This is a genomic window from Nocardiopsis rhodophaea, assembly GCF_039530945.1.
Taxonomy (GTDB): Bacteria; Actinomycetota; Actinomycetes; order Streptosporangiales; family Streptosporangiaceae; genus Nocardiopsis_C; species Nocardiopsis_C rhodophaea.
In genome coordinates this window covers 1-24,100 of the sequence record NZ_BAAAPC010000009.1, presented here as the reverse complement: position 1 = coordinate 24,100, position 24,100 = coordinate 1, and the positions used below count along the sequence as shown (strand labels likewise).

Annotated in this window: 19 protein-coding genes and 1 pseudogene; 10 read left to right on the top strand and 10 right to left on the bottom strand. The window is 68.2% G+C overall.

Annotated elements, in window-relative coordinates; genetic code table 11:
- Positions 1-108 precede the first annotated feature (108 nt).
- The 3 genes from ABD259_RS11625 to ABD259_RS11615 all read right to left on the bottom strand — a co-directional run bounded on the left by ABD259_RS11625 (position 109) and on the right by ABD259_RS11615 (position 3,352).
- On the bottom strand, positions 109-1,119 hold the full coding sequence (locus tag ABD259_RS11625; RefSeq protein ID WP_344162185.1) for a helix-turn-helix transcriptional regulator: 1,011 nt from the start codon (positions 1,117-1,119) through the stop codon (positions 109-111).
- A gap of 177 nt (positions 1,120-1,296) precedes the next feature.
- Entirely contained in the window at positions 1,297-2,934 is a 1,638-nt protein-coding gene (locus ABD259_RS11620) for a cation:proton antiporter (protein ID WP_344162183.1), read from the bottom strand.
- 82 nt (positions 2,935-3,016) lie between these two features.
- The gene (locus ABD259_RS11615; RefSeq protein ID WP_344162180.1) at positions 3,017-3,352 is read right to left on the bottom strand and encodes a hypothetical protein; all 336 of its coding nucleotides are present in this window, start codon (positions 3,350-3,352) and stop codon (positions 3,017-3,019) included.
- 347 nt (positions 3,353-3,699) lie between these two features.
- Here ABD259_RS11615 and ABD259_RS11610 point away from each other — a divergent pair, with 347 nt between their 5' ends.
- Both ABD259_RS11610 and ABD259_RS11605 read left to right on the top strand, forming a co-directional pair.
- Positions 3,700-5,127, top strand: coding sequence for an FAD-binding oxidoreductase (locus ABD259_RS11610; protein WP_344162177.1), 1,428 nt, complete (start codon positions 3,700-3,702; stop codon positions 5,125-5,127).
- A gap of 66 nt (positions 5,128-5,193) precedes the next feature.
- Positions 5,194-5,594: pseudogene (locus ABD259_RS11605) on the top strand (zinc ribbon domain-containing protein); the annotation flags it as partial.
- 59 nt (positions 5,595-5,653) lie between these two features.
- On the opposite strand, the gene ABD259_RS11600 reads toward ABD259_RS11605, so the two are convergent.
- On the bottom strand, positions 5,654-6,196 hold the full coding sequence (locus tag ABD259_RS11600; protein WP_344162174.1) for a PaaI family thioesterase: 543 nt from the start codon (positions 6,194-6,196) through the stop codon (positions 5,654-5,656).
- 70 nt (positions 6,197-6,266) lie between these two features.
- On the opposite strand from ABD259_RS11600, the gene ABD259_RS11595 reads away from it, so the two are divergent.
- On the top strand, positions 6,267-6,725 hold the full coding sequence (locus tag ABD259_RS11595; protein ID WP_344162171.1) for a winged helix-turn-helix transcriptional regulator: 459 nt from the start codon (positions 6,267-6,269) through the stop codon (positions 6,723-6,725).
- A 96-nt stretch (positions 6,726-6,821) separates the two neighbouring features.
- Here the strand turns inward: ABD259_RS11595 and ABD259_RS11590 are convergent, their stop codons facing one another.
- The gene (locus tag ABD259_RS11590; RefSeq protein ID WP_344162168.1) at positions 6,822-8,552 is read right to left on the bottom strand and encodes a DEAD/DEAH box helicase; all 1,731 of its coding nucleotides are present in this window, start codon (positions 8,550-8,552) and stop codon (positions 6,822-6,824) included.
- Between the two features lie 1,110 nt (positions 8,553-9,662).
- On the bottom strand, positions 9,663-10,961 hold the full coding sequence (locus ABD259_RS11585; RefSeq protein ID WP_344162165.1) for a purple acid phosphatase family protein: 1,299 nt from the start codon (positions 10,959-10,961) through the stop codon (positions 9,663-9,665).
- Between the two features lie 775 nt (positions 10,962-11,736).
- Here ABD259_RS11585 and ABD259_RS11580 point away from each other — a divergent pair.
- The 3 genes from ABD259_RS11580 (at position 11,737) to ABD259_RS11570 (ending at position 14,799) form a co-directional block, all read left to right on the top strand.
- Positions 11,737-12,225 (top strand): MarR family winged helix-turn-helix transcriptional regulator, encoded by a 489-nt coding sequence (locus ABD259_RS11580; RefSeq protein ID WP_344162162.1) that lies wholly within the window; start codon positions 11,737-11,739, stop codon positions 12,223-12,225.
- 6 nt (positions 12,226-12,231) lie between these two features.
- Complete coding sequence (locus ABD259_RS11575; protein WP_344162159.1) at positions 12,232-13,440, top strand: MFS transporter; 1,209 nt, start codon at positions 12,232-12,234, stop codon at positions 13,438-13,440.
- A 1,101-nt stretch (positions 13,441-14,541) separates the two neighbouring features.
- Positions 14,542-14,799 carry a Prokaryotic metallothionein gene (locus tag ABD259_RS11570; RefSeq protein ID WP_344109306.1) on the top strand — a complete coding sequence of 86 codons (258 nt, stop codon included), beginning with the start codon at positions 14,542-14,544 and terminating at the stop codon, positions 14,797-14,799.
- A 295-nt stretch (positions 14,800-15,094) separates the two neighbouring features.
- Here ABD259_RS11570 and ABD259_RS11565 read toward each other — a convergent pair whose 3' ends face one another.
- Positions 15,095-16,546 carry an amidase gene (locus ABD259_RS11565; protein ID WP_344162156.1) on the bottom strand — a complete coding sequence of 484 codons (1,452 nt, stop codon included), beginning with the start codon at positions 16,544-16,546 and terminating at the stop codon, positions 15,095-15,097.
- Between the two features lie 651 nt (positions 16,547-17,197).
- Between ABD259_RS11565 and ABD259_RS11560 the strand changes: the two genes are divergently transcribed.
- The gene (locus tag ABD259_RS11560) at positions 17,198-17,938 is read left to right on the top strand and encodes a class I SAM-dependent methyltransferase (RefSeq protein WP_344162153.1); all 741 of its coding nucleotides are present in this window, start codon (positions 17,198-17,200) and stop codon (positions 17,936-17,938) included.
- Between the two features lie 466 nt (positions 17,939-18,404).
- On the opposite strand, the gene ABD259_RS11555 is transcribed toward ABD259_RS11560, so the two are convergent.
- Positions 18,405-19,232 carry an MOSC domain-containing protein gene (locus tag ABD259_RS11555; protein WP_344162150.1) on the bottom strand — a complete coding sequence of 276 codons (828 nt, stop codon included), beginning with the start codon at positions 19,230-19,232 and terminating at the stop codon, positions 18,405-18,407.
- Positions 19,233-19,686: 454 nt separating this feature from the next.
- Here ABD259_RS11555 and ABD259_RS11550 point away from each other — a divergent pair, with 454 nt between their 5' ends.
- Positions 19,687-20,298, top strand: a complete 612-nt coding sequence (locus ABD259_RS11550; protein WP_344162147.1) for a hypothetical protein — start codon at positions 19,687-19,689, stop codon at positions 20,296-20,298.
- Positions 20,299-20,336: 38 nt separating this feature from the next.
- Here ABD259_RS11550 and ABD259_RS11545 read toward each other — a convergent pair whose 3' ends face one another.
- Together ABD259_RS11545 and ABD259_RS11540 are read right to left on the bottom strand one after the other, a co-directional pair.
- Positions 20,337-20,978, bottom strand: a complete 642-nt coding sequence (locus ABD259_RS11545) for a DJ-1/PfpI family protein (RefSeq protein ID WP_344162144.1) — start codon at positions 20,976-20,978, stop codon at positions 20,337-20,339.
- Between the two features lie 92 nt (positions 20,979-21,070).
- Positions 21,071-22,075 (bottom strand): GlxA family transcriptional regulator, encoded by a 1,005-nt coding sequence (locus ABD259_RS11540; RefSeq protein WP_344162141.1) that lies wholly within the window; start codon positions 22,073-22,075, stop codon positions 21,071-21,073.
- A gap of 204 nt (positions 22,076-22,279) precedes the next feature.
- On the opposite strand from ABD259_RS11540, the gene ABD259_RS11535 reads away from it, so the two are divergent.
- Both ABD259_RS11535 and ABD259_RS11530 read left to right on the top strand, forming a co-directional pair.
- Positions 22,280-23,125 carry a class I SAM-dependent methyltransferase gene (locus tag ABD259_RS11535; protein WP_344162138.1) on the top strand — a complete coding sequence of 282 codons (846 nt, stop codon included), beginning with the start codon at positions 22,280-22,282 and terminating at the stop codon, positions 23,123-23,125.
- An 83-nt stretch (positions 23,126-23,208) separates the two neighbouring features.
- A complete protein-coding gene (locus ABD259_RS11530) occupies positions 23,209-24,063 on the top strand; it encodes an adenosine deaminase family protein (protein ID WP_344162135.1) in 855 nt (284 codons plus the stop codon).
- Positions 24,064-24,100 lie beyond the last annotated feature (37 nt).

The window sequence follows — 24,100 nt, the reverse complement described above, 5'->3', positions numbered from 1 at the left end:
GAAGAAGGTGTGCGCATGAGCGATCAGCACTACCGATGGGTGCCTGGAACCACACCGAGCGGGCGTGACGCGGCCAAGGTTCAGGCAGGTCGAGCCGAGGCGCGCGCTTCAATGCTCTCTCTCCGGGTAGAGGGCCGAAATCGCGGCCGCGCCTCGGGCCAGTTCGTCGCGTGCCTCGGGCGGGCTGAGGACTTCCAGGGTGGCGCCGAACTGGAGGAGTTGGCGGACACCGCCGATGACGGGATAGGTGAGTTCGATGGGAATCCACGGGTCGTCCTCGGGCTCTCCCGGGCAGTTGACCCCGTCCTCCTCTGTGTTCGGAACGGTCGACGGGGACACGAGGGGCGGTGAGCCGAGGATGCGGACGGCCAGGTCGAGTCGGGAACGTCGGATCCGCGCCCGGACGTACACCCCCTCCGGTGGGTGCTCTACCTGATTCCGCAGCTCTTGCCAGACCTCCTCCAGTTCCACGCCCGCCTGCCGACGTACGGGCATATCGGTGACGATCGCGGCGGCGATCCGATCGGCGCGGAACAGGCGAGGCCTCCCCCGCCGATCGGCGACCAGGTACCACACCCCCGCCTTGGCCACCAGGCCGTAGGGGTCCACCGTGTAGGTGTGCAGGCGGGTGTCGCCGCTGTGGCGGTAGCGGATGCGCAGTCGGCGGTCGGCGAAGACCGCGTCGTGCAGCGTGTCAAGGTCGGCCGTACGGCGCGGGCCGCTCATCCATCGGTCGGGGTCGACGAGGATGCGGCGGCTGGTCAGTTCTGCCGCGGGACGGTGCGGAGCGGGCAGCGCGGCCATCACCTTGCGCAGCGCCGAGCCGAGAGCCCCGTCCAGACCGAGCGCGGCGTGCGCGCCCTGCGCCGCAAGGACGAACAGCGCCCGCGCCTCGTCCGACGTGAGGCCGGTGACGTCGGTGCGGAATCCGGGGAGGAGAGCGATCCCGCCGTTCCTGCCGCGCTCGGCGTACACCGGGACACCGGCCGCCGACAGCGCGTCGACGTCACGGTAGATGGTCCGGGGCGAGACCTCCAGACGCTCGGCGAGTTCGGCGGCGGGAACGCGCCCCCGCGTCTGCAAAAGCAGCAGGATGGACAGGAGTCGATCGGCTTTCACGCCTTCCAGCTTGCCCCAGGGAAATCAGCGCGGGCGCTCGGCTTCCAGAGCCCTCATCTCGCTCCCGCGCTGCGAGCGGCTGTCGAGCTCGGTGCTGCTGTGCCGACAGGGCAACGGCTCCAAGAAAAACGGCTGCACTGGGCGTTCAGAACTGCACCAGGCCGACAACTGGCCGAATCAGCTTTCGTCGGGATTGGTGAGGCCGTTAAGGGTGTCGAGGGCGGCTGTTGCGGCGAGGGAGAAGGGTTCGAGCACGACGTCGGCTCCTGCTGCCCACAGTTGCTCGGCTTCACGTGGGTTGTGAGCGGTGAGCGCGATCTTGCCGGTGTAGTGGTGGTGACGCAGTCCGTGCAGGAGGGCTTTATTGGTCTCGAGAAACGGGACGGTGCTGATGACACAGCGGGCCTGGTCTAGGGGCAGGGTCTCCAGAAAGTGCACGTCCTCGGCGCTGCCAAAGACGGCAGTGACGCCCTGGCGGTCGTTGCGTGCGACGCGGTGCGGGTCGAAGTCGATGGCCAGGACCTGGCGTCCCGCGGCGCTGAGCCGGTCGGCCACGTGTCCGCCGAAGCGTCCGAGGCCGTAGAGGATGACGTCCACGCCCGCCTCGTCTCTCTCCAACTTGGCCTTGCGGCTGCCGGTTCGTTCCAGAGGTGACAGCCAGCGTTCGAGTCGGCGGTAGAGGGCGTGGGAGTACAAGATCATGTAGGTGGAGCCGCCGATGGTGATCAGACCGACGACGGTGACCAGGCTAACCGTGGCGTTGGTGATATGGCCGAGGCTGAGCCCGAGGGCGGCAAGGATGAGGGAGAACTCCGAGATCTGGGCGACGGTGAGACCGGCGAGGAAGCCCACGCGGACCGGGTAGCGCATGACCACCATGATCGCGATGACGATCAGCGGGTTGCCGACGAGCACGAAGACGGAGAAGATCAGGGCGCTGCCGAGCTGCTGGGCGGCGTCGGTGAACTCCAGCATCGCGCCCAGTTCCAGGAAGAAGAACAGCAGCAGGAAGTCGCGCAGGCTGACCAGCCGGGCCCCCAGCGCGTCGCGGTAGGGGGTGCTGGCAAGCGAGACTCCGGCCAGGAACGCGCCGACCTCGGAGCTGAACCCCAGCCCTTCGCTCAGCGCGGCCACCGACACCGCATAGGCAACGCCGAAGAGGACCAGCAGTTCCTGGGAACGGGCGATCTGGTGGAGCAGCCAGGGCAGCACGAACCGCATCAGCAGGCCGACCGCGGCCAACAGCCCCAGCCCCTTGGCGAGCACGCTCGCGATACCCAGTGGGAGGCTGTTATCCATCGGCTGCGCGAACGCCGTGAGCGCGATCATCACCAGGACTACGATGATGTCCTGGACGATGAGAAATCCGACAGCGATGCGTCCGTGCAGCTGGTCCAGTTCTCGTTTGTCGGACAGGAGCTTGACGATGATGATCGTCGAGGAGAAGGTGAGGGCGACCGCGACGTAGACGGCTGTCACGGTGTCCATGCCCAGTGCAATGGCGATCAGGTAGCCGATAATCGAGGTGAACAGGACCTGTCCCAGGCCTGTGGCCAGTGCGATTGGGCCGGTAGTGCGGATTAGGTGAAGGTCCAAGCGCAGTCCAACCAGGAACAGCAGGACGGCGATGCCCAAGCGGGAGAGCACCACGATGATGTCATCGGCGGTTACCCACCCCATCCCCGCGGGCCCGACCAGGACCCCGACACCGATGAACGCGACGATCAATGGCTGCCGCAGCCGCGTGGCCACCAGGCCCGCAGCAGCCGCGATGGCTAGGACGACGACGATCAGAGGAAAGTCATGCAGTTCCATGGCATCCGGCCGTTCTCGCTGAGCGGTGGACCTGCGCTCCTCGTGCGGTAGAGGCAGGGAGCGTTACCAGAGGACGCTGCGGTCACCCGTGGGCTCCCCGGACGACGAGCACAACTGATGGAACAAGCCGCATCACATACTGGGCAACGGTGTCGGGTAACGCGAAGCCGATCCCGGTGCAGGCTGCGCTGCCGGCCACCCTGAGGTCTGCCCCGCAACACTCGTCCAGCTTGGCAACGACCTCGGTCATGACCTCCGCGGCGACCTTGCCCGAGCGTGTCGTGATCTCTTCCCGCCCGCGCCGTCCGTGCTGGTCGACATCCGCCCATGGCCGTGCGCACGTGAACCCGGTCAGGTATTGCGCGGCGAGCTGTGCCATGGAGCCCGTCTGCTCGGGCAAGTCAGTTGCTAGCAGCATCTGCCGGGGCACCGCATGCATAGGACAGCCCTCCCGCATTGCTCGGCCTGCACCAACAGGCTAACCGTCCTGACCGGAATAGGACATGAGGAACAACAGCACCGGATTGCTCGTAGCGCATCCCGACGCCGGGCAGCAGGATCTCGGTCCGTCCATTGGCCGTCAGGCTTCTCGTTTTCTCGATCAGTAGAAAAATATGACGGAACATGTCAACTTAAGTCGGCATCCTCGCTGCGGACACCGAGGTGAAGAGCGGTGACAGAGCTGCGCATCAGCATCAGCTCAACCGCATCCCATCACCTTGTCGGGACTCTGACCTGCACGCGATACGAGGACTTCAACTGACCATGACGGACACCCCTGGTATGCCGACTGACACCATGTGCGCCTCGACCAGCACATGCGACACCGTGAACACGATCGATACGCTCGTCGACCGGGTGCGGGGGCCGGTCCTGCGCCCCGGCGACGAGGGCTACGCCGAGGAATGCTCCGGCTTCCAGATGGCATTCCAGCAGCGGCCGAGCGTGGTCGTCGGCGCCACCGGCGCGGATGATGTGCGGGCAGCGGTGGAGCACGCGGCCGCGTGCGACCTGCCCGTCGCAGTCCAGGCCTCCGGGCACGGAGCACCGTTCGCCGCCGAGGGCGGGATGCTGATCACCACCGGTCGCATGGACGGGGTCCGCGTGGACGCCACAGCCCGCACCGCGCGTCTGGAGGCGGGAGTGCCGTGGGAGCGGGTGGTCGCCGAGGCGGCCCGCCACGGCCTGGCCCCATTGAACGGCTCGGGCCCCAACGTCGGCGCCGTCTCCTACACTCTCGGCGGCGGACTGGGCCTACTTGCCCGCAGCTACGGCTACGCGGCCGACCACGTCCGCGCGATCGAGGTCGTCACCGCTGACGCATGCCTGCGCCACGTCACACCCGACAGCGCCCCGGACCTGTTCTGGGCGCTGCGCGGCGGTCGGGACAACTTCGGCGTGGTGACCGGCCTGGAGGTCGACCTGGTGCCGGTGGAGCGGATCTACGGCGGGAGCCTGGTGTTCGACGGTCCGCTGGTCGAGGAGGTGCTGCGCACCTACCTGGAGTGGACCCGGTCGCTTCCCGAGGAACTGACCTCGTCGGTGGCGACGATCGTCTACCCCGACATGCTGCAGCTCCCCGATCACCTACGCGGACGCTACGTGGCCCAGATCCGGATCGGCTACACGGGCGACGCGGCCGAGGGCGAGCGGCTGGTGGCACCGCTGCGCGCCATCGGGCCGCGACTCCAGGACACGGTGGCGGAGATGTCCTATGCGGAGTCGGCCTCCATCTATGAGGAGCCGACCACGCCACACGCCTACTGCGGGGACAACGCTTTGCTCCGCGAGCTCGACTCCTCGGTCGTGCGCCCCCTCATGGACCTGACCGGACCGACCGCACCTGTGATGTGCGTGTTCGGAATCCGCCACCTGGGTGGCGCCCTGTCACGCCCTCCGTTGGCGCCCAACGCGGTCGGCCACCGTGACGCCCGCTACCTGCTGACCATCCTGTCCCCTCTGGACGGCGACGAGGACACCGTGCGGCCGGTCCACCAGGGGGTGTTGGCGCAGGTCGAGCGGTGGACGATGGGCACGAGCCTGAACTTCGTCTTCAGCCGCGGCGAGCCCTTGACGCCCGAGCGCGTCCGCTCCGCCTATGAACCGGGAGACTACGACCGCCTCACGGGCCTCAAGGCCCGCTACGACCCGGCGAACACCTTCCGGATCAACCACAACATCCGGCGGAGCTGAGTTCGGCGCGGCCCTGAGAAAACGGAGCATTCCTGCAGCGCGCTGTGGGGTGCGGACCGGTCCGCTTCCAAACGCATTGCGGCCGAGGCTGAACGTACCTCGCGCGGAATCGACCTGGAAGAACCGACGGGGATCCGGCAGAGGGTACGGCTCCGCAAGCTCCGACGGGTCACACTGCACTCATGGGCGTTCGCTCAACTGGGACAGTTCATCACCTGCAAGGCGCACCGGGCCGGTGTGCCGGTGGTGTTCGTTGATCCTGCTCACACGCGCAGACGTGCGCCGAGGGCGGCCCCGTCGGCAAGCGCAACCGTGTCGACCAGGGGATCTTCGTCTGCCGGGGATGCGGCGTCGTTGCGCACGCGGATCGGAATGCTTCCCGCGACATCGCCCGTCGTGGCGCGGTTGCGTGGGATACGGGGCGGAAGTCACACGTCCCACCCGCGAACCTGAGGGTCTGCGGGTAAGAGGCGGTGAGCTCTTAACAGCCAGTCAGGCGTTTAGCTGCAAGCTAGGTCCTTTAGGACTAAGAAGCTGACAACTCGAAGACCAGGCAACTTCCGGACGCCGTAGCGAGCACCTTTCCTTCGGCATCGGTTACCTCCCCCTCGCCGAAGGCGACGCGACTGCCCGGCTTGGTGACCCAGCCGCGGGCCCGGATCTCTCCGGTGTGGGCGTGGATCGGGCGCAGGTAGTTGACCTTGAGTTCGATCGAGGAGTATCCGGTCCCGGCGGGCAGGGTGGTGTGGACTGCGCAGCCGATCACGGAGTCGAGCAGAGTGCACACCACGCCGCCGTGGACGAGCCCGATGGGGTTGTAGACCGACTCGTCGGGCGTGCAGGCCATCGAGACCTCGCCCTTCTCGGCCACCATGCCGTTGAAACCGTTGCCGAGGAGCGTGCTAATGGGCGCGGGCGGGAGTTCGCCCGCCGCGACGGCCCGGAGGTAGTCAAGTCCCGCCATCTGCGCGCCGGCCTGGGCCGTGGCGAACGGGTCGTGCCACGTCACGGTCTTGGTCCGGGGCTCGCCCCATTCCTCCGGCGTCACGGGCGTCTCTTGGTTACTCATGAGAAGCACCGTATCATCTAAGTTTGAAAATTGAACTCAGATGATCAGAAAAAATGAGGAGGATGCCGGAATGCCCGATCCCCGGGTGTGCTCGGTGGCCCGAACACTGGACGTGGTCGGGGAACGCTGGTCGCTGCTGGTGCTGCGGGAGGTCTTCCTCGGCGTGCGCCGATTCGACCTGATCCACAACGCCACCGGCGCGCCGCGCGCGGTGCTCACCGAGCGGCTGCGCCGCCTCGTCGACGCCGGGATCCTCCGGCGCAAGGAGTACCAGGAGAAGGGGACCCGCCCGCGGTACGAGTACGAGCTCACCGACGCCGGGCGTGAGCTACGACCGGTGCTGACCGCCCTCATGCAGTGGGGCGACCGCCACCTCGCCGGCCCCGAGGGGCCGCCGCTCCATCTTCACCACGCGGACTGCGGCGGTCGCATCCGAACTGCCTTGATCTGCGAGAACGGCCACCAACTCCCCGACACGGGAGAAGGCCTCCGGGCCGTGCCCCGCCACCTGCCGCAGCGGGAGACCTGAGACGGATCCATGCCGGTGGCCATGCCTCCGCGGCCTGGTCGACGCCGTGAGCGGGCCCGCGCGTTGCCGACGGACAATCCGTCGGCAACTGGGCCTCTAGCGGACCATCCGCTCCCGCGCGGCCCCCGGCTGGCGGGCGTCGCGGCGGACCAAGGTCTTGCGCCCCTTGATGGTGGTGCCCTTCATCGCGGCGATAACCCGGTCGGCGTCGGCCGCCGGGACCTCCACCAGCGAAAAGCGGTCCGCGATTTCGATGGCTCCGATGTCGCGCCCGCTGAGGCCCGCCTCACCGGCGATCGCTCCGACCAGGTCCTGCGGTCGGACCTTCGCGCTCCGCCCGGCGCTGACGAACAGGCGGGTCACCCCCGCCGATCCTCCACGGGGGCGCCGCTCGCCGCGCGCCTCACCGCGCCGGTCGCCCTGCGGGGCCGTGCCCCGCCGGCCGCGCTTGTCGGGGTCCGGCTTGAGGGAGACCGTGGGAATGTCCCGCTCGTCACTCGTCGGGTGGAGCGCCTCGTGAGCGAGCTTCATCGCCGTCAGGGCGACGTCCGCCACGTCGTACTCCTCGCTGAGGGATTCGAGTACCGAACGGAACTCCTCCAGTCCACCGTCCTCGCCCAGGTTCTCCAGCAGAGCGGCACGGGTCAGTTCCAGGCGCCGGGCCCGCATGTCCGCAACGGTCGGCACCTCCTCCACGGGAATCGCGTAGCCGGTCGCCCGCCGGATGTTCTTGAGCGCGCGGTGCTCGCGTGGCTCCATCAGAGTGACCGCCACACCCTCGCGACCGGCCCGCCCGACCCGGCCCACGCGGTGCACATAGGACTCCGGCGCCGAGGGGACGCTGTAGTTGACCACGTGCGTGAGCTGGTCGATGTCGAGCCCACGCGCCGCGACGTCGGTGGCCACCAGCAGGTTGGCCGATCCGCCGCGCAGCCGCCCCATGACGCGGTCACGCTGCTCCTGGCTCATGCCGCCATGCAGGGCCTCGGCACGGTGCCCCCGCTCGTTCATGGCGCTGGTGAGCTGATCGACCTCTTCGCGGGTGCGGCAGAAGACGATCGCGGCGGCGGGCCGCTCGGCGTCCAGCAACCGACCCAGCGCCGCTGGTCTGTACCCGCGCGGAACGACGTAGGCGGCTTGACGCACCCGCGGCTGCTCGCCCGGGGCCTGCTCCTCGCGTGCGATCTGGATCCGCACGGGGTCGCTCTGGTGGCGGCGGGCCATCGCGTCGATGCGCGCCGGCATCGTCGCCGAGAACAGCACCGTCTGGCAGTTCGGCGGCGTCTCATCCAGGATGGCCTCGATGTCCTCGGCGAAGCCCATGTCGAGCATCTCGTCGGCCTCGTCGAGGATGACCATCTCAAGGGCGTCCAGCGGCAGTGTGCCCCGGCGCAGGTGGTCCAGTGCGCGGCCCGGGGTGGCAACCACGACGTCGACGCCGCGCTCAAGGCTCCGGAGCTGTCGGCCGATCGGCGTGCCGCCGTAGACCGGGAGCACCCGAGCGCGCAGGGAGCGACCGTAGCTGTCGACCGCCTCGGAGACCTGGACGGCGAGTTCGCGTGTCGGGACCAGGATCAGCGCGACGGGCACGCTCCTGTCACGGTCGGTGCGCAAGCGCTGGAGCACCGGGAGGGCGAACGCGGCTGTCTTGCCGGTACCTGTGGCAGCTTGGCCGAGCAGATCACGGCCCTCGACGAGGTGCGGGATCGCTTCACGCTGGATGGGAGTGGGCTGCTCGTACCCCAGTCCGGCGATAGCGTCGAGCAGCTCCCGCCGTAGCGGCAAATCTTCGAAGCCGTTCGACGCGTCGGTGGGGTTGAGGGCCATGTTTCTTCTCCTTGTGCAGCTTGTGCAGGGTGATGCTGGTTGGTGGTGCGTGTCCGTGTCGGGAGCGGGGCGGGGTGCCGGAGCGCCTGCCGGTACGTGGCCACGACAAGATCGGGGCCTGTTCCAAACGCAGGGGTGGCGCGGTGGGGGCGCCCTTCATGTCGGAGGTCGGCGACCCTCGGGTGGTCGAGTGGCAAGGCGAGTCAGAGGCACACCAAAAGTCGTGGACGATGCAGGCCGACTCGACTGTGGCGCGCAGGCGCGCGTACCCGACGCGCACTCCGGCCGCCCCGAGACGGAAGCGGTGGCGGCGTAGGGGCCATCTCGTCGAAGAGGGTTTGCTGACCGGCGGCCGCTACACCAGGGTAGGTGATCCTCGCACCCCGGGGGATCAGCTCATCGCGTCACTGCCGACGTTTCGGTGCTCGGAGGCGGCACGCGGTCCGCGGAGGTGAGTTCGATGGCCTGGGAGTATCGGTCCCGTGTGGCCTGTACGTCCCAGTCGAGACGATCACCGGAAGGATGACTCCGGCCGAAAAGACCCGCCGCGGAGTGCCGATGAACACAGCCGCACCCTTCAGACCCCGCGGCGTTCACGGCTTTGTCTTTCGTGATATCGACTTGGCCGAGGAGGCCCAGAGGTTTCCCGCACCATCACGGCATGTCGTGCTGCGACGGCGAGCTGTATACCGTGTCCCGTCACCTTCGGCGAGGGCCGGTGAACGGGGGGCAGGCAACGGTCCCCAGTTCACCCGCGGCCGCTCCCCGCCAGCGTGATCTTCGAGGACCCCTCCCAGGTCACGCTGGCGGGCTTCCTGCTCCCCTTCGCGATCCGCCCACCGCTGCCCGGCGCGGCCTTCGACTCGGCCCGCCGCCGGTCCTGGGCGTCGCGTTGTAATTCCAAGCCGGCAACGCCTAAGCCGTGCACGACGCACTCGCCGCTACCGGGGGGCGATCGTCCGCCCCGTGGAGGACGGGCCGTTAGGTACGGGGGTCGCCTTCGTCGCCTCGGGGGAGTGTGTCGCCACCGCTCACGAGGGTTAAGGAACCCAGAGCTGGTGTTTTTCGCCTGTGCCCTTGGTGCCCGGTGGTAGCAGCGGCCGGAAGCGGCTAGTGGCGCGGCGTGGAGACGTCGGTCACGTGCTTGCCGCCGGCGCCCTTGGTGATGGTGAAGGCGTCGACCACCTCGCCGTCGGCGGTGGAGGCGGTGTAGTCCATCCGCTCACCGTCGACCGTGATGGCCTGGTAGGTCTGGGTGTCGGCGCGCTGGACGCGGGCTTCAGCACCGTTGCGGACCCAGTTGGTGTCGCTGACGTCGTACATCTTGGGCCCGGTCACCGCGACGACGTAGACCGGTCCGGTCTGGACAGCGGGGTCGTCGGTGCGGTTGGCGACGAGGTTGCCGCGGCCGTAGCTGTGGTCGTGGCCCTGCAACACGAGGTCGACGTTGTAGTCCTCGAAGACGTCGAGCCAGTAGCGCCGCAGAGGTTCATTGTCGCGGCCGGGGCGGTTGGCGAACAGCGGCTGGTGGAACGTGACGACGGTCCAGCGGTTGGGGTTGTCGTCCAGGACGCCGCGCAGCCAGCGTTCCTGGTCCCCCAGCCAGTCGGCGTAGGAGAACCAGGGAGCGTTGGTGTAGCTGGCGTTGAGCACGATGAACCGGACGTTCTGGTAGTCGGTGTAGTAAGCGGTGTGGTCCAGGTCTTTGTTGTCGGGCCCGTTTCCAGCGCCGGGGAACTGCAACGGCCAGTGGGGGCTCAGCTGCGAGCCGGAGTACTCGTGGTTGCCAGGAGCGGCCACCTGGTTGATGGCAGCGGTGGCGGGGGCGAAGGCGCCGTACCACTCGTCCCACTCGTCGTCATCGCTGCCCTGGTTGACCAGGTCTCCGGCGTGGAGGGCGAGGCGGGCGTCGGGGGTGTCGGCGAGGGCGGCCTTGACGGTGGGAGCGGCGCCGCGGGTGATGTCGTTCTGGACGTCCCCGAAATAGAGGAACGTGAAGGGGTCGGCGCTGTCGGCGGCGGTGGTGAAGGTGTGCCAGTCGCCGCCCGCGCCGCCGACGCGGTAGCGGTACTGGCTTGCGGGTTCGAGCCCGTCGGCGGTGGCCCGGTAGTAGACGCCTGAGGCCTCGCCGGTGCGCTTGCCCTCGATGCGGCGGATACGTTCGGTGGCACCGGTCGGCGCGATCTCCAGGACGGGTGCGCCGTCGTCGGGGGTGCGCCAGGTGACGGTCTGCGAGGTGCTGGGGTCGGCGGTGGGCGAGAGGGTGACACGTTCGGGGGCGGCTGCGGCGGCAGCCGGGAGTGGCGCGGCCACGGTGGTGGCCGCCACCACCACCGTGGCCGTGACGCCTCTGATCAGGGCGAGAGCCCGGCGTGTGGGGGTGCGGGCGTGGTGGTTTCGTGCGGACATGAGGCCTTCCCGCATATACGAGGGTTAGGGCCCGAATGACGCTAATCTTCCCGCAATAACGGGTGGTGAATATATGGGGACTTCTGGTTGCCATCCCGTTCGTGCTGACGCCCCTCCTGGGCGCCCGGCAATGGCCCGGGCAGGGGACGTGCGGGGACCAACGCGCGGAGCTGTCGGCGCCGCGGGTTCCCGCGTCAAGGCGGTCACTGCAGGATCCTGGGTATCTTCATGTCCTATGCCCGCCGGACATGCGCCTGGGCACGTGGACCGTGCCATCTATGTGGGCGCGCCACTCGCGACGATGACGCCGTTGTCGAGACCGCACTCCATGGTCGATGTCCCCCGCCGGAGGCACGCGGCTGCGGACAGGCCAGTCAGCGTACCCGTTGTCGAACCGCTTGCCGTCGATGCCGCCGGTGAACGATCCGGTATTCGAGGCCCGTGTCCCTCGTGCGTCCTTGGCGCAGCAGCTGTTCCAAACCCGTTAGAGCCTCCTTACCGGGCGGAGTGGGACCGCCGAGCAGCGCGTCACCGCTCGCCGTATCGCTGGCCGGTCGCATGCAGACCGCGAACTTCCCCGCTAGGGCCTGTCTGGAGTTCGGGTTATGAGAGCGGTGCGAGGCTGCGGAGCCAGAGCATCGCACCGCACAGGTGCAGTCCGGCCTCGTAGCTCTCCGGGGTCTCGTCGAAGCGGGTCGCACTGCCCCGCCAGTTCCGCGTGGTCAGGCGTGCGGGGATTTGCTTAGTTAGGCTAGCTAATCATAAGATCGCGGCCGTGTCCTCCGAACCCCACGACATCGCCCATGACCTCTCGCGCATCATGCGCGACCTGGTCACCCTCATCCGTCGCGCCACCGACCCCAATCTCCTGTCCGCACCCCAGATCAGCATCCTCAGCTCCCTGGAACACGGCCCGCGGCGCATCACCGCCCTCGCTGGTGAACACGGCGTGCGCACCCCCACCATGACCACCCACATCACGCGGCTGGAGGCCGCGGGCACCGTTCACCGCGGCACCGACGCCGCCGACGGGCGCGCCGTCGTCGTCGAGCTCACCGACCACGGCCGCCACCTCCTCGCGACCGCCCGGCAGGCCCGCATCGACCACCTCGCGGCCCGCCTCAGTCACCTCACCGAGGACGAGCGCTCCACGATCGCCGCCGCTCTGCCTCACCTCGCCAAGCTCACCGCAACGCCGACCCCGGATCCCCTGCCCCCCGCCGCCCGCACTCCTCAGGAAGATCAGGAAAACCAGGAGAACTGACGCACGATGACTGCCACCGAACCCACTGCTTTATCCACCCCACCCCGCCACCGCAGCCCGTGGCACCAGCCGCTGTCCGTTTACGCCACCGCCTTCGCCGCTGTCGTCGCCTTCATGGGCATCGGCCTGGTCGACCCGATCCTGCCCTCCATCGCCGAGGGGCTCGACGCCTCCGCGAGCCAGGTGTCCCTGCTGTTCACCAGCTACTTCCTGGTCACCGCGATCGCGATGCTGATCACCGGCTTCATTTCCAGCCGGATCGGAGGCAAGGCCACCCTGCTGCTCGGGTTGGCCATTGTCGTCGTCTTCGCAGCCCTGTCCGGCAGCTCCGCCTCCGTCGCCGAGCTCATCGGCTTCCGAGCGGGCTGGGGGCTGGGCAACGCGCTGTTCATCGCCACCGCCCTGGCCGTGATCGTGGGTTCGGCCTCCGGCGGCATGGAGGCCGCCATCATCCTCTACGAAGCCGCTCTCGGTGTCGGCATCGCGTCCGGCCCACTCCTGGGGGCCGTCCTGGGCGATTGGCACTGGCGCGCCCCGTTCTTCGGCACTGCCACCCTCATGGCGGTCGGCTTCATCCTCATCGCCACGCTGCTCACCGCCCCCGCCCGCCCCACCACCAAGACACGACTGAGCGACCCCCTGCGCGCCCTGGCCCACGGCGGGCTGTCCACCACGGCCGTCACCGCGCTGTTCTACAACTTCGCCTTCTTCACCATTCTCGCCTTCACCCCCTTCGTGCTGGGCATGTCGCCCTACGGCATCGGCGCGGTCTTCTTCGCGTGGGGTGTCCTCGTCGCCGTCTCCTCGGTGGTCGTCGCCCCGCGGCTGCACCACCGCATCGGCGCTGTGCCCACGCTGCACACCGCACTCGCACTCCTGCTGCTCCTGCAGGCCGCCATCGCCGTCGCCCTGCTCGCCGACGTTCACCCGGCCCTCATCGTGCTGGTGATCGCCACGGGAATCCCCATCGGCCTGAACAACACCGTGTTCACCGAGGCCGCGATGGAGGTCTCCGACGCGCCGCGGCCTGTGGCCTCCGCCGGCTACAACTTCGTCCGCTGGCTGGGCGGGGCCTGCGCCCCATTTGTCGCCACCAAGCTCGGTGAGGACATCAGCCCCGTGTACCCCTACGCCCTGGGCGCTGCCTGCTGCCTGGTGGCCGTGGTCATCCTGCTGCTGCGCCGCCACCATCTCGCGGCGCTGCGTGCGGTCTAACGCGCGTCTCCCGAGCGGTGCTCGCCGATCGTCGGCGTGGGTTGCCGCTCACCGGCGCGCGGGATGTCATCGCTGGTCACATGTGTGATGGCCGGTGGTGGGCCGGTTGGCCCACCACCGGCCATCCGCTTTCCCGCAGACATGGTGAGCGATTTGTCCGTTTTTCCGTGGGAGGCTAGCAAAAATCGAGGCCACAGAATTGCCATGAGCGGCACAACAGAGTGGCCTGAAGGTAAGGACACGCCCGCCGGGGCCCAAATGATCTCCGCGCGACTCAGCGGCTCGATCTCGTTTTCACCCCTCCCGGCGCTGAGCTGAATAACGTTGCAACGCTTCTCCGCCTTCCTGGGGCGCCGCCCCACCCCGTTGGGTCCTGGCTTCCGATAAGGCCCGCTTATCGGAAGTCAGGATTCCCACCCCTTCGGGGTTTAATTCCGTGTACACGAAACTAATTACGTATAATAAATAACGTTACTCTACAACGAAACGAAATGGGTTGAGTGAGTGGCGTGGGCAGCACCGTGGGCCGGACCGCGCCACGCGCGTCGGCGGACACTCTCGGGACGCCGCAACTCGGCTCTGGGACACCCCCTGGCTAGCGCCCGCAGCGGCCCCTCCGGGGATCACGCCGCGCAGCGCCATCGTGGACTACTGACCGGGTCGAACGCTAAGCGTTGGATTTTGCGCGAAAACTACCGGGACCCCACGACAGGCGATCATTTACGCAAATGAATATCACTTCCGTCATAGAGAGGATGATGGAGAAGTTTGAGGAAACGAGAAAGTCGTGGGGCGCGCGTCGAAGTCGCAGGAGGCGCATCAACACCGGGGCTAGAAGTGTGACCGTGCTTTGGGCGACCGGAGATACGCTTCTGTCGCCTCCCCTCGGCCCCTCACCTGCGCCTCCGCTTGACAGATGCTCCCTCACCATTCGCGATAACCCCGGCCAGGATGCGTGCGGATGCGCCGACGACTGACTAGGTTCGGACGTAGTAATGCCGGTCGGCTCCGTTTCCGTCGTCGGGAACCGGAGGCACGACGGCCAGACACTCGTCGGGAACGGGTCTGAGCGAGGCGCGTCCCGAGAGGAGGGACGTATCAATGGCTATCTGCGACACCTGCGGAAACGACTACTGGATGGCGTTCGAGGTCACGACAGTCAGCGGGGACCGGTACACCTTCGACTGCTTCGAATGCGCCATTCAGCGACTGGCCCCGACATGCGAGCGCTGCGCCTCGCGGATCATCGGCCATGGAGTCGAGGTAGAGGGGCGATTCTTCTGCGGCGCCCACTGCGCCCGGGAAGGAGCCTCCACCATGGGCCAGCAGATTCGCGACTCTGTCGGTGCCCACCCCTAGACGCAATGTCGTTCAGTTAGGGAGTCCGGCCTGCCCTGTCAATCCCGGCCCCTGATCTTTGACACATGAAGAAGGGGTTCCTTGGCAGAACAGCTGTATCTCACCCCAGCCAACACCAAGAAACCCCTTGCCCGCTCATTGTGCCACGACCCGCGACGTTCCGCTCCGCCCCTGGCTATCTGGGCGAACTCGCCCAGATCGTGCCTTTCGAGATGGTCGACGCCGCGCTCGGTGCCAGGCCCCAGCCTCGTTTGTCATCCGCACCTCGTCCTCGACGGACACCCGGTAGTACGCCCTATGTCGGTACCTGGAAGCCGCCGATCTTCTGCTCCAGCAGTTCGGCCAGCCGCAGCGGGGTGCGGTCCTCGAACATCGGACCGATGAGCTGCACTCCCACCGGCAGACCCGCGGAGGATCGGCCCGCTGGTATGGCAGTGGCGGGCAGGCCAGGCATGGTGGCCAGACCGGCCCAGACAAGCTGGTCGAAGTACGTGTACAAGACGCCATCGATGTCGATCCGGCGTTCCAACAGATCGGGGTTGTGGTCGTGCGGGAACGCGGGAGTCGGCGTGATCGGGCACACCACGGCGTCGAACTCGGCGAAGAGCTGCCGCCAGCCGTGACGGTGGAGCTCGCGATGGTTGTTCGCCTCGATCCAGTCGCGGTGGCTGAACACCATCCCGCGCAGCCGCGCCGCGTCGAGACTCTGGTCGTCCGCGCTCAGTCCGGCGGCGCGGGTCCGCAGCTGCTCGTACGCTTCGACGGGAAAACGCGCAACGGAGCCCGAGAACAGCAACTTCGTGTAGAGCGTCGCGGCTTCGGCCAGGTCGGGCAGTAGCGGACTGTGCCGTTCGACGTGGGCGCCGTCGTCGCTAAGTGCGTCGGCCACCCGGTTCACGCCGGCGCGCACAGCCGACCCGGTGGGAATGAGCGGATGCTCGTCGACGACCAAGACCCGGAAGTCGCCGAGCCGCTCGTGACGTGCGGGCGGCAGCGTCAGGTCGTGCGCCTTGCCGAGCGTCAGTGGGTCCGGTCCGGCCATGACGTCGAGCAGGAGCGTGAGGTCGCGGGCGGTGCGCGCCATTGGACCGACGACGGCGAGGTCGAGGTCCACCGGCAATGGCGGTGCCGGCGGCGCGACCATGCCGCGGGTTGCCGCCAGTCCGAGTGTCGGCTTGTGTGCGTAGATGCCGCAGAAATGCGCGGGGGTGCGCAGCGAACCGGCGAGGTCGGAGCCGATGGACAGCGCGCAGAATCCGGACGCCAGGGCCGCCGCTGATCCGCCGGAGGATCCGCCCGGCGTGCGAGCATGATCCCACGGATTGTTAGTGGTGCCGTAGATCTCGTTGAAGCTCTGGATATCTTGCAGCCCCAAGGGCACATTGGTCTTGCCCAGCACCACCGCGCCCGCGGCCTTGAGCCGCGACACCTGTACCGCGTCCTCGGCCGGCACATAGTCCCGGTGTTGCGGCATCCCCCAGGTCGTGGGCAGCCCCGCCATGTTGTAGGAGTCTTTGACCGTCACCGGAATACCGAGCAGCGGCCGGACCTCGCCGCGGGCGCGCTCCTGGTCGGCACCGCGCGCGGCGGCCCGCGCACGCTCGAAGTCCGGCACACAGATCGCGTTGATCACCTTGTTGTCGCGCTCGATACGGGCAATCGCCTCGTCGGTCAGTTCCGCCGAGGTCACTTCATTGGCACGCAAGGCAGCCGCGAGTTCTTCTGCAGTCTGAAATTTCCACTCCATGAATCCGACCGTACTGAGCTCTGGCAGAGGCAATAAAATGCCGATTCGCACAACGGGATAGATGTCTCAACTCATCATGTTGCTCTCCGGCCACAGAAAAGTCGTTCGACCGCTGGCCATGGCGAGGCGCGGCGGTCGGGCACACCTACGGAGATGGTCAGGACGGAGGCGCCCCAGCGCCCCGATCGCTGCCGATATGACACGGGCGCCCACCCCAACCAACGATTTCCGCGCACCGTGATTGTCGTAAATGAACGGTTGTGAGCGGACCGCGAGAACCCCCAATCGTGCCCCATTTCCCCGGTGATCGGTCGCAAAAGTCCTCTCTAAACTCGTACGTTGTGCGAGAGGATTCTGAGAGGCGTCCGGCATGGAGCGGACACCCGAGCAGGCCGCCAGCGCGGTCGAACGCCACGACTGCCCAGCATGCCGCCGCGAGACGACGGCCGGGGCGGGGTCACGCCCGCAGGCGCGCACCCTCTCATAGGCTTCCCGGTTTCCGTACACGAGGCCAGGACGACGTCCGTATCTTTGTGGCTTCCGCCACTACGACGGCCTGCGGGGGTACGGGAGACTGCCGCAAGAGACGGCGGCGTGCCCCGGGGCGGGGCCCAGGCCAAGGACATAACGAAGCACAGGGGAGGCAGCACGGTGAGCGTGCAGCAGTACGACGAGATAGGTGAGGCCTTCGAGGGCTTCAAATCTCTGCTGCTGGCGCACTACGCGGAGGTACCCGGCTTCCTGGCCCTGGTCGGGGACGTGCGCGGCACGTCCGTCCTCGATCTGGCCTGCGGCACCGGCTTCTACAGCAGGGAGTTCAAGCGGCGCGGCGCCACGGAGGTGGTTGGAGTCGATATCTCCGATGAAATGGTCGCCGCGGCACGGGAGATCGAGGAGCGCGATCCGCTGGGTGTCCGCTACGAGGTGGGCGATGTGTCCGAACTGCGGCCTCTCGGGCGGCGCTTCGACATCGCTACGGCGGTCCAGCTGCTCAACTACGCGGAGGACGTCGCCGCCATGGAGCGCATGTGCCGCAACGTGCACCGGAGCCTGGTGCCCGGCGCCGAGTTCTTCGTGCTCGCCCAGACACCCGATTACCGCTTCGGCGGGCCGTCCATGCGCAAGTACGGCTTCCTCTGCGAACCGACCGGCGAAGAGGCCGAGCTCGGACCGCGAGTGCGGATCACGGCGCTGCTCGACCCGCCGATTGAGTTCGTCACCACCTGCCCGCGCCGCGAGGCCTACGAAGAGTGTTTACAAGCGGCCGGGTTTACCGAGGTGACCTGGGTCCCACTGGAGGTCTCCGACGTCGGCGTGCGCACCTTCGGTGCGGACTTCTGGGCGGACTTCCTCGCCAATCCCCCACTGGTGATGCTGCGCTGCCGCGCCTGACGAGCCACCGGCCATCCCGGCGATACCGCCGCCGCTGGTACCGCCGGTTCGCCTGGCACACACCGACCACTGTGCGGGCTCGGGAAAGTCGATCGCGTATCGGGCCTGGATGCCGGTCATCTGGCCAGGGCCCTGCGCACCTATGGGAAGCGCCGCCGACGGCAGGCCATGCTGGCTTCCTCGGTGGCCTTCCGGTGCCTCGCGACCTGCGGGCCGCGAACCCTATTCCGGAGCGGGGCAGCACTTCGCGCGGCCTCGGCTTGCATCTCCGGCGGCTTGGCGACCAGGTCGTTCGAGGCGCTGATCCGAAGGGGGAGCGACCGGTTCTGGTGCCGCGGCTCCCGGCCCACGCCGACACGCTCATTGGCGGCCGGTGACCAGCGTGAACGCCACGCGGCGCCTCGTCGGTGGCGGGGACGGCCGGGCTGCGTCCATGCCGCATGCCCCGAACGAGACAACGAGGAGACTACAGGGCAACCGGTGATGGGCCGCTGACGTCATCCCCCGTCGATCCAGACGCCCGGACTGCATCCCCTACCGTGATCACCCCCGGGGCGCGGGGGCCGCCGAGGCGGCCGAACATGATTTCGGGACTGCCGTCGAAGGCCTGGGTGCGGTAGGCAGCCAGGGCGCGCAGGGGATCGGGCGCTTTGCGGGCCGAGTCCTGGTCGATGTTGATGATCACGCAGCGGGCGCAAGGGCGGACCAGATCGATCTCGACCGTGCCGATGCGCAGTGTGGACACCGTGTCCTCGCCATAGGCCCCAAGGCCCTCCAGCACGATGTTGGGTCGGAAACGATCCATCGGCAGTGGGCTGCCGACACGTGTGTTCAGGTCGTCCAATGACTCACGGGACAGGATCGACAGCGGGTAGCCGTCCGCGAACCGCAGCGATCCGTCGTTGCGCAGGGTGCGGCGTTCGCCGGTGAACCGGACGAGGCGACAGGGGCGCCCCAGCGCGTCGGAGAACCACGCGGCCGGGGCGTCGCCCTGATCGATGCCCCGGCATGGCCGCCCGTGCACGGTCACCTCTGTCACTGGTCCATCCACTGGCGCATGGATGAGGGGAAGCGCGGCGTGCGGCGCGTGTACGGTGAGCTTCACTCCGTCGTAGTCGGGCCGCAATAGAGCGAGTTTGGGTGCCTCGCGCTGCGATATGTGCCGCCGGTCCGGGCGGATCAGCATGAATTCGCGGTCGTGGACCAGCCCGGTGGCACACACCTCGGCACTGGTCAGCGAGATTCCGCCCATGCTCTTGAGCGGAAAGACACGCAGTTCGCGGACGACGGCCATTGCTTTCTCCCCCGGACCACACGGTGTAGCGAGCGGAACGGCCGAGCCGCGGCGCGGCCCCGCGGCGTCCGCGAATCCCGTATCGGACGGTAGTCCCAGCTCTGGGCCGAGACCAGGGCGGGTGTGCCCTTCTGACAGAACTTCGTCAGCTTGCGGGCTGCGGGAGGACCACGACAGGTAGGCACGGCGTTGTCCGTCGGGGCGGCTTTTCCACAGAAACGCACTGCGGCCTGGAGTCGTGCGGGACGGTGCCTCTAGCGTGGTGGCAGCGTCGAAGAAGCACCATCGACATCCGTCCCGGGCGGCGCGTTGAGCAGCGGAGCGGTGCCGAGCACGCAGCGCCCTTGTCCGCTCCACTCGCCCATCGGTAACGAAGGGGTGCTTCGGCACAATGCGTGTCTCTTCTCCGACAGCTTCCCCCTCCCCCGAACACGCGGCCCCTGATTCTTTCAGCGTGCCCGACCTCCGTCACCGCGGATGGTCGCCCGCGATGATCCGCGACCTGCTTGGGGAGCCCGACCACATCCGGCCCAACCCCCTTTTCCGCGCTGGCGCGCCCATGGCGCTCTACCGGGTCGCGCGAGTCGAGGATGCTGAGTCCGGCCCCGACTTCGCGGCGCGCGCCGAGCAGGCTTCCCGCAGGGCCGCCGCCGCACGGCACAACGCCGAGCGGCGGCGCGAGGCGACCCTGGGGATGATCCGCGCGGCGCCCATCGACATCCCCGATCTGGATCGACGCCTGCTGACCGAATACGCGGTGGCCCACCGCAACCGTCGCGTCGACTCCGGCGCCGAAGCCCCGGGCCTTTTTCCTTCCCCGGCCCGGATGGAGGACGTTCCTATCGCGGTCCGGCACCGCTGGGAGGTCAACTACCTGCGCCACGCCCGCACGCCCTATGACTCCCTGCTGACCGCGCTCCGTGGCCGGGTCGGCCGTGTCCAGGCCGAGTTGCTGCTGCGCCGCCGCGTTTACGCGGCCATCGCCGCCCGCTATCCCGACCTGGCCGGAGAGTGCGACCGCCAGCTGGCCAGACGCATCATCATCGATGGGGGTGAACCGCCGTGAGCCCCGTATTCACCGCGACCGGTATCGGGTGCCCCGGGTCACTGCGGACTGGCCGCGAAGCGGCTGCGGGCGCGTAGGGCCGCGACCGCCTCGGCCGGTGCGGTCACACGTGACCCAGCCGAATACGGTGGCTGAGGGTCGTACTCGATCATGAGCTGGATCTCCTGGGCGGCCTTGTCGCCAACAATGCGCCCGGCCAGGGACAGCGCCATGTCGATGCCGGACGACACTCCGGCGGCGGTGACGTACTTCCCGTCGAACACGACCCGCTCTTCGCACGGCACCGCGCCCAGCGCGGGCAATTCCCCCGGCGCGAGCCAGTGGGAGGCGGCGCGCCGCCCACGCAGGAGTCCGGCCGCGGCCAGGATGAGCGAGCCTGTGCATACCGCGGTGGTCCAGGTGCTGGTGGTGTCGGCGCCGCGCAGCCACTCGTGCACCGGCCCTTCGGCCATCAGGTCGGTCTGCCCACGACCACCCGGTACGACGATGATGTCGGGGTCGGGCACGTCGGCGAGTTCGGCGTCCGCGGTCAGGCCGAGGGTGCCGGCGCAGGTGCGCACTTCTCCTCGACGCTCTCCGACATGGACTACCTCCGCCCCGGGAAGGCGGCTGAGTACCTCGTAGGGGCCGACCGCGTCGAGTGCGGCGATTCCGTTGTACAGCAGGATGGCGATACGCATGGCGGACGTGCGTTCCTTTCGGTTCGGTCGTGCAATGCGAGGTGACGCTCGTTTGGTTCGCGGTGTCGTTGATGTGGCCGTGGTCCGCCCGGTCAGTGGGCCGCCGGGCGGAATCGGCGCCGGTATTCGGCGGGTGAGACACCCAGTTCGCGGAGGAACGCCCGCCGCATCGCCTCGGGCGTTCCGTAGCCGCACGCATTGGCGGTGCGCTCGACTCCGCCGTCGCTGTCCTCCAGGAGGCGTCGCGCCGTCTCCAGTCGCATCTGGTCGACGTAGCGGCCGGGGGTGACTCCGACCTCCGCGGTGAAGACGCGGGCGAAGTGACGCGGCGACAGTTGCACGCGGGCGGCCAGCGCCTCCACCGACAGATCCGCGTGAAGGTTCCCGGTGATCCAGTGCTGGAGTTCCCGCAGTGGTGCGCGTGCGGCGGTCTGGGCGGCCAGGTGGGCGCTGAACTGGGCCTGGTTGCCGGGTCGGCGCAGGTAGACGACGAGATAGCGGGCGGTGGTCAGAGCCGTCGACCGGCCCAGGTCTTCCTCGACCAGGGCGAGGGAGAGATCGATGCCGGCGGTGACGCCTGCCGACGTGGCAATGTGTCCGTCGCGTACGAAGATGGGGTCGGGCTCCACCGTGACGCCGGGGAAGCGCTCGGCGAGCGCGGCGCACTGCGACCAGTGGGTCGTGGCCCGGCGCCCCGTCAGCAGGCCGACTTCGGCGAGGAGAAATGCCCCCGTGCACACCGATGCCACGCGGCGGGCGCGCGGGGCGTTGTCACGCAGCCACTCGACCAGCTCCGGGTTCGGTGCGTGCGCCCCTGCCCCGCCGGGAACGACGAGGGTGTCGAACTCCCTGACCTCGTCGATCGACGTCGTTGGAACAATGGCGAGCCCGCTGGAGCTGCGTGCCGCCGCGCCATCGACGGAAGCGGTGACGATGTTGTACGCGGAGGCTGTGTGGTGCGCGGCGTTGATGTCCGGGGAGCTGGTGCTGTCCTCCCCCGCCACCCGGTTCGCGGTGTCGAAGACCTCCAAAGGGCCGGTCACGTCCAGAGATTGGAAATGATCGAACACCGGGATCACGACGGTTCGGCTTGCCATGGCTCTGATCATGATGTGTCCGTCAGGCGACTGCAAGGGCGATTTCCCCACTCTTTCTGCCATGCCCTCACGGTGGAGAGCCGTCCGCGCCGAACCGTTGGCCCACCGTTTTTCTGGGGAGTGGTCGGGGCAGGCCAGTGGGTGATCGACCGTGCGGGCCACGCTGTGTGTCCGCCATCGGACACGGAGAGGACAAGCCCTGCCATGACCGACACCTCCCCCACCGAGGGGCGTGACGCCCTGCTCGCCTCCATGTACGGTGTCGAGGACCTGAGCTCGTTCTCCCTCTTCTCAGGGAACTTCATCAACTTCGGATACTGGGCCGACGACGTTCTCGCCACCGGCGAGCCCATAACCGTGGCCCAGCGCACCCGCAGCCAGGAGGACCTGTACCGGGTGGTGGCGCAGCGGCTCGCTATCGGCCCCGACGATGTCCTCCTGGAGGTCGGATGCGGTATCGGCGTGGGAAGCGCCCTCGTGCTGAGCGAATTCGATCCGGCCGAGGTCCACGGTTTGGACCTGTCACCTGACCAGTTGGCCCGCGCCGAACGACTCAACTCCGAGACACTCCGTGCCCATCCCAAGCGCCTGGTGTTTCAGCGGGGGTCGGCGCTCGACATGCCCTGGCCGGACGGATCGTTCAGCGGCATCTACTCCGTGGAGGCCGCTCAGCACTTCGGCGGTCTCACCGCCTTCGCACGTGAGGCGTATCGGGTACTGCGGCCCGGCGGGCGCCTTGCGCTGGCGACCTTCTTCAGCCCTGATGGCCAGGGCCCGGCGCACCTGGCCGCGCTGATCGCGACCGTGCGTAGCGGTGTTGACGTGGTGCGCCCGGTGGGCTCGTTCACCACCGGTCTCGCCGACGCGGGCTTCGTCGACGTACGCGCGGAATCGATCGGCGACCACGTCTGGCGCGGCTTCGACACGTGGATGGACCAGACCGAGCACCGAAACAGCTGGGGCCGCAACTGGCTGCGCGGCTACCGAGAAGGCTGGATCGATTACTACCTTGTGACGGCTCGCGTCGCCGCGGACGCGGGAACACGTTGACGTGGACCCTGCCCGGAACATGCGGGCGAGGGTAGGCGAAAAGACGTGGCCAACGCGACCGACGACTCCCTACACTCCCGGCCATGCGCGACCTGGCTCGTCTGCCCAAAGCCCACCTGCATGTCCACCTGGAGAGCACGGTGCGGTGGACAACCCTGCGCGAGATCGCCGCGGGCAACGGGATAAAGATCCCCGACCTTCCCGGCCACGGGCGTCGGGCCTTCAACGGTTTCCGTCAGTTCGCCGATCACAACGCGCTCGTGCGCAGCTGCCTGCTCCGGCGCGAGGACTTCGCCCGCATTGCCCGGGAATTCTGCGCGGATGAGGCCGCCCAGGGCACACGCTACGCCGAAGTCACCTTCACCGCCGCCGCACACGGCGAACGGCTGAGCGAACCGGAGATGCCTCTGGAGGCGGTCCTCCACGGGCTGGCCGAGGGACAGGCGGCCCACGACATCGAATGCCGCGTCATCCTCGACCATTCCCGCCGACGCTCCGTGCAACGGGCCCGACGCACCCTCGACCTCGCCACCCGATATGCCGCTGGCAGCGGTTCCGGAGGCGGCGGGGTGGTCGGCCTCGGCATGGCCGGTGAGGAGCGCTTTCCGCTCGCGCCGTTCGCTGAGGTCGTCAGCGCTGCCCGGGACGCTGGACTGCACATCGTGCACCACGCTGGCGAGGCATGCGGTCCCGCCAGCATCCGGGAGGCCATAGGGCTCGGGCGCGCGGAGCGCCTGGGACACGGGATCCGGGTGCTCGACGATGGCGACCTCGTCGCGGAGATCCGCGACCGGCGGCTCCCCCTGGAGGTGTGCCCGTCGTCCAACGTCGCCCTCGGCTTCGCCGAGCGGAAGCTGTCAAATCAGTTGAGACGTTCTATGCCGCGTGTTCTCCCAGGTCGGAGTTGCTGCCCTCGCCCTCGGGGCGGGGCGGGTTGATGTGGACGGCCTCCGGCAGCGGCGGCGGTAGGGGCAC

Bases quoted from the DNA above. Each gene is read 5' to 3' on its own strand.
- ABD259_RS11620 (WP_344162183.1), bottom strand. From the start codon at position 2,934: ATGGAACTGCATGACTTTCCTCTGATCGTCGTCGTCCTAGCCATCGCG.
- ABD259_RS11615 (WP_344162180.1), bottom strand. From the start codon at position 3,352: ATGCTGCTAGCAACTGACTTGCCCGAGCAGACGGGCTCCATGGCACAG.
- ABD259_RS11610 (WP_344162177.1), top strand. From the start codon at position 3,700: ATGACGGACACCCCTGGTATGCCGACTGACACCATGTGCGCCTCGACC.
- ABD259_RS11600 (WP_344162174.1), bottom strand. From the start codon at position 6,196: ATGAGTAACCAAGAGACGCCCGTGACGCCGGAGGAATGGGGCGAGCCC.
- ABD259_RS11595 (WP_344162171.1), top strand. From the start codon at position 6,267: ATGCCCGATCCCCGGGTGTGCTCGGTGGCCCGAACACTGGACGTGGTC.
- ABD259_RS11590 (WP_344162168.1), bottom strand. From the start codon at position 8,552: ATGGCCCTCAACCCCACCGACGCGTCGAACGGCTTCGAAGATTTGCCG.
- ABD259_RS11585 (WP_344162165.1), bottom strand. From the start codon at position 10,961: ATGTCCGCACGAAACCACCACGCCCGCACCCCCACACGCCGGGCTCTC.
- ABD259_RS11575 (WP_344162159.1), top strand. From the start codon at position 12,232: ATGACTGCCACCGAACCCACTGCTTTATCCACCCCACCCCGCCACCGC.
- ABD259_RS11570 (WP_344109306.1), top strand. From the start codon at position 14,542: ATGGCTATCTGCGACACCTGCGGAAACGACTACTGGATGGCGTTCGAG.
- ABD259_RS11565 (WP_344162156.1), bottom strand. From the start codon at position 16,546: ATGGAGTGGAAATTTCAGACTGCAGAAGAACTCGCGGCTGCCTTGCGT.
- ABD259_RS11555 (WP_344162150.1), bottom strand. From the start codon at position 19,232: ATGGCCGTCGTCCGCGAACTGCGTGTCTTTCCGCTCAAGAGCATGGGC.
- ABD259_RS11545 (WP_344162144.1), bottom strand. From the start codon at position 20,978: ATGCGTATCGCCATCCTGCTGTACAACGGAATCGCCGCACTCGACGCG.
- ABD259_RS11540 (WP_344162141.1), bottom strand. From the start codon at position 22,075: ATGGCAAGCCGAACCGTCGTGATCCCGGTGTTCGATCATTTCCAATCT.
- ABD259_RS11535 (WP_344162138.1), top strand. From the start codon at position 22,280: ATGACCGACACCTCCCCCACCGAGGGGCGTGACGCCCTGCTCGCCTCC.
- ABD259_RS11530 (WP_344162135.1), top strand. From the start codon at position 23,209: ATGCGCGACCTGGCTCGTCTGCCCAAAGCCCACCTGCATGTCCACCTG.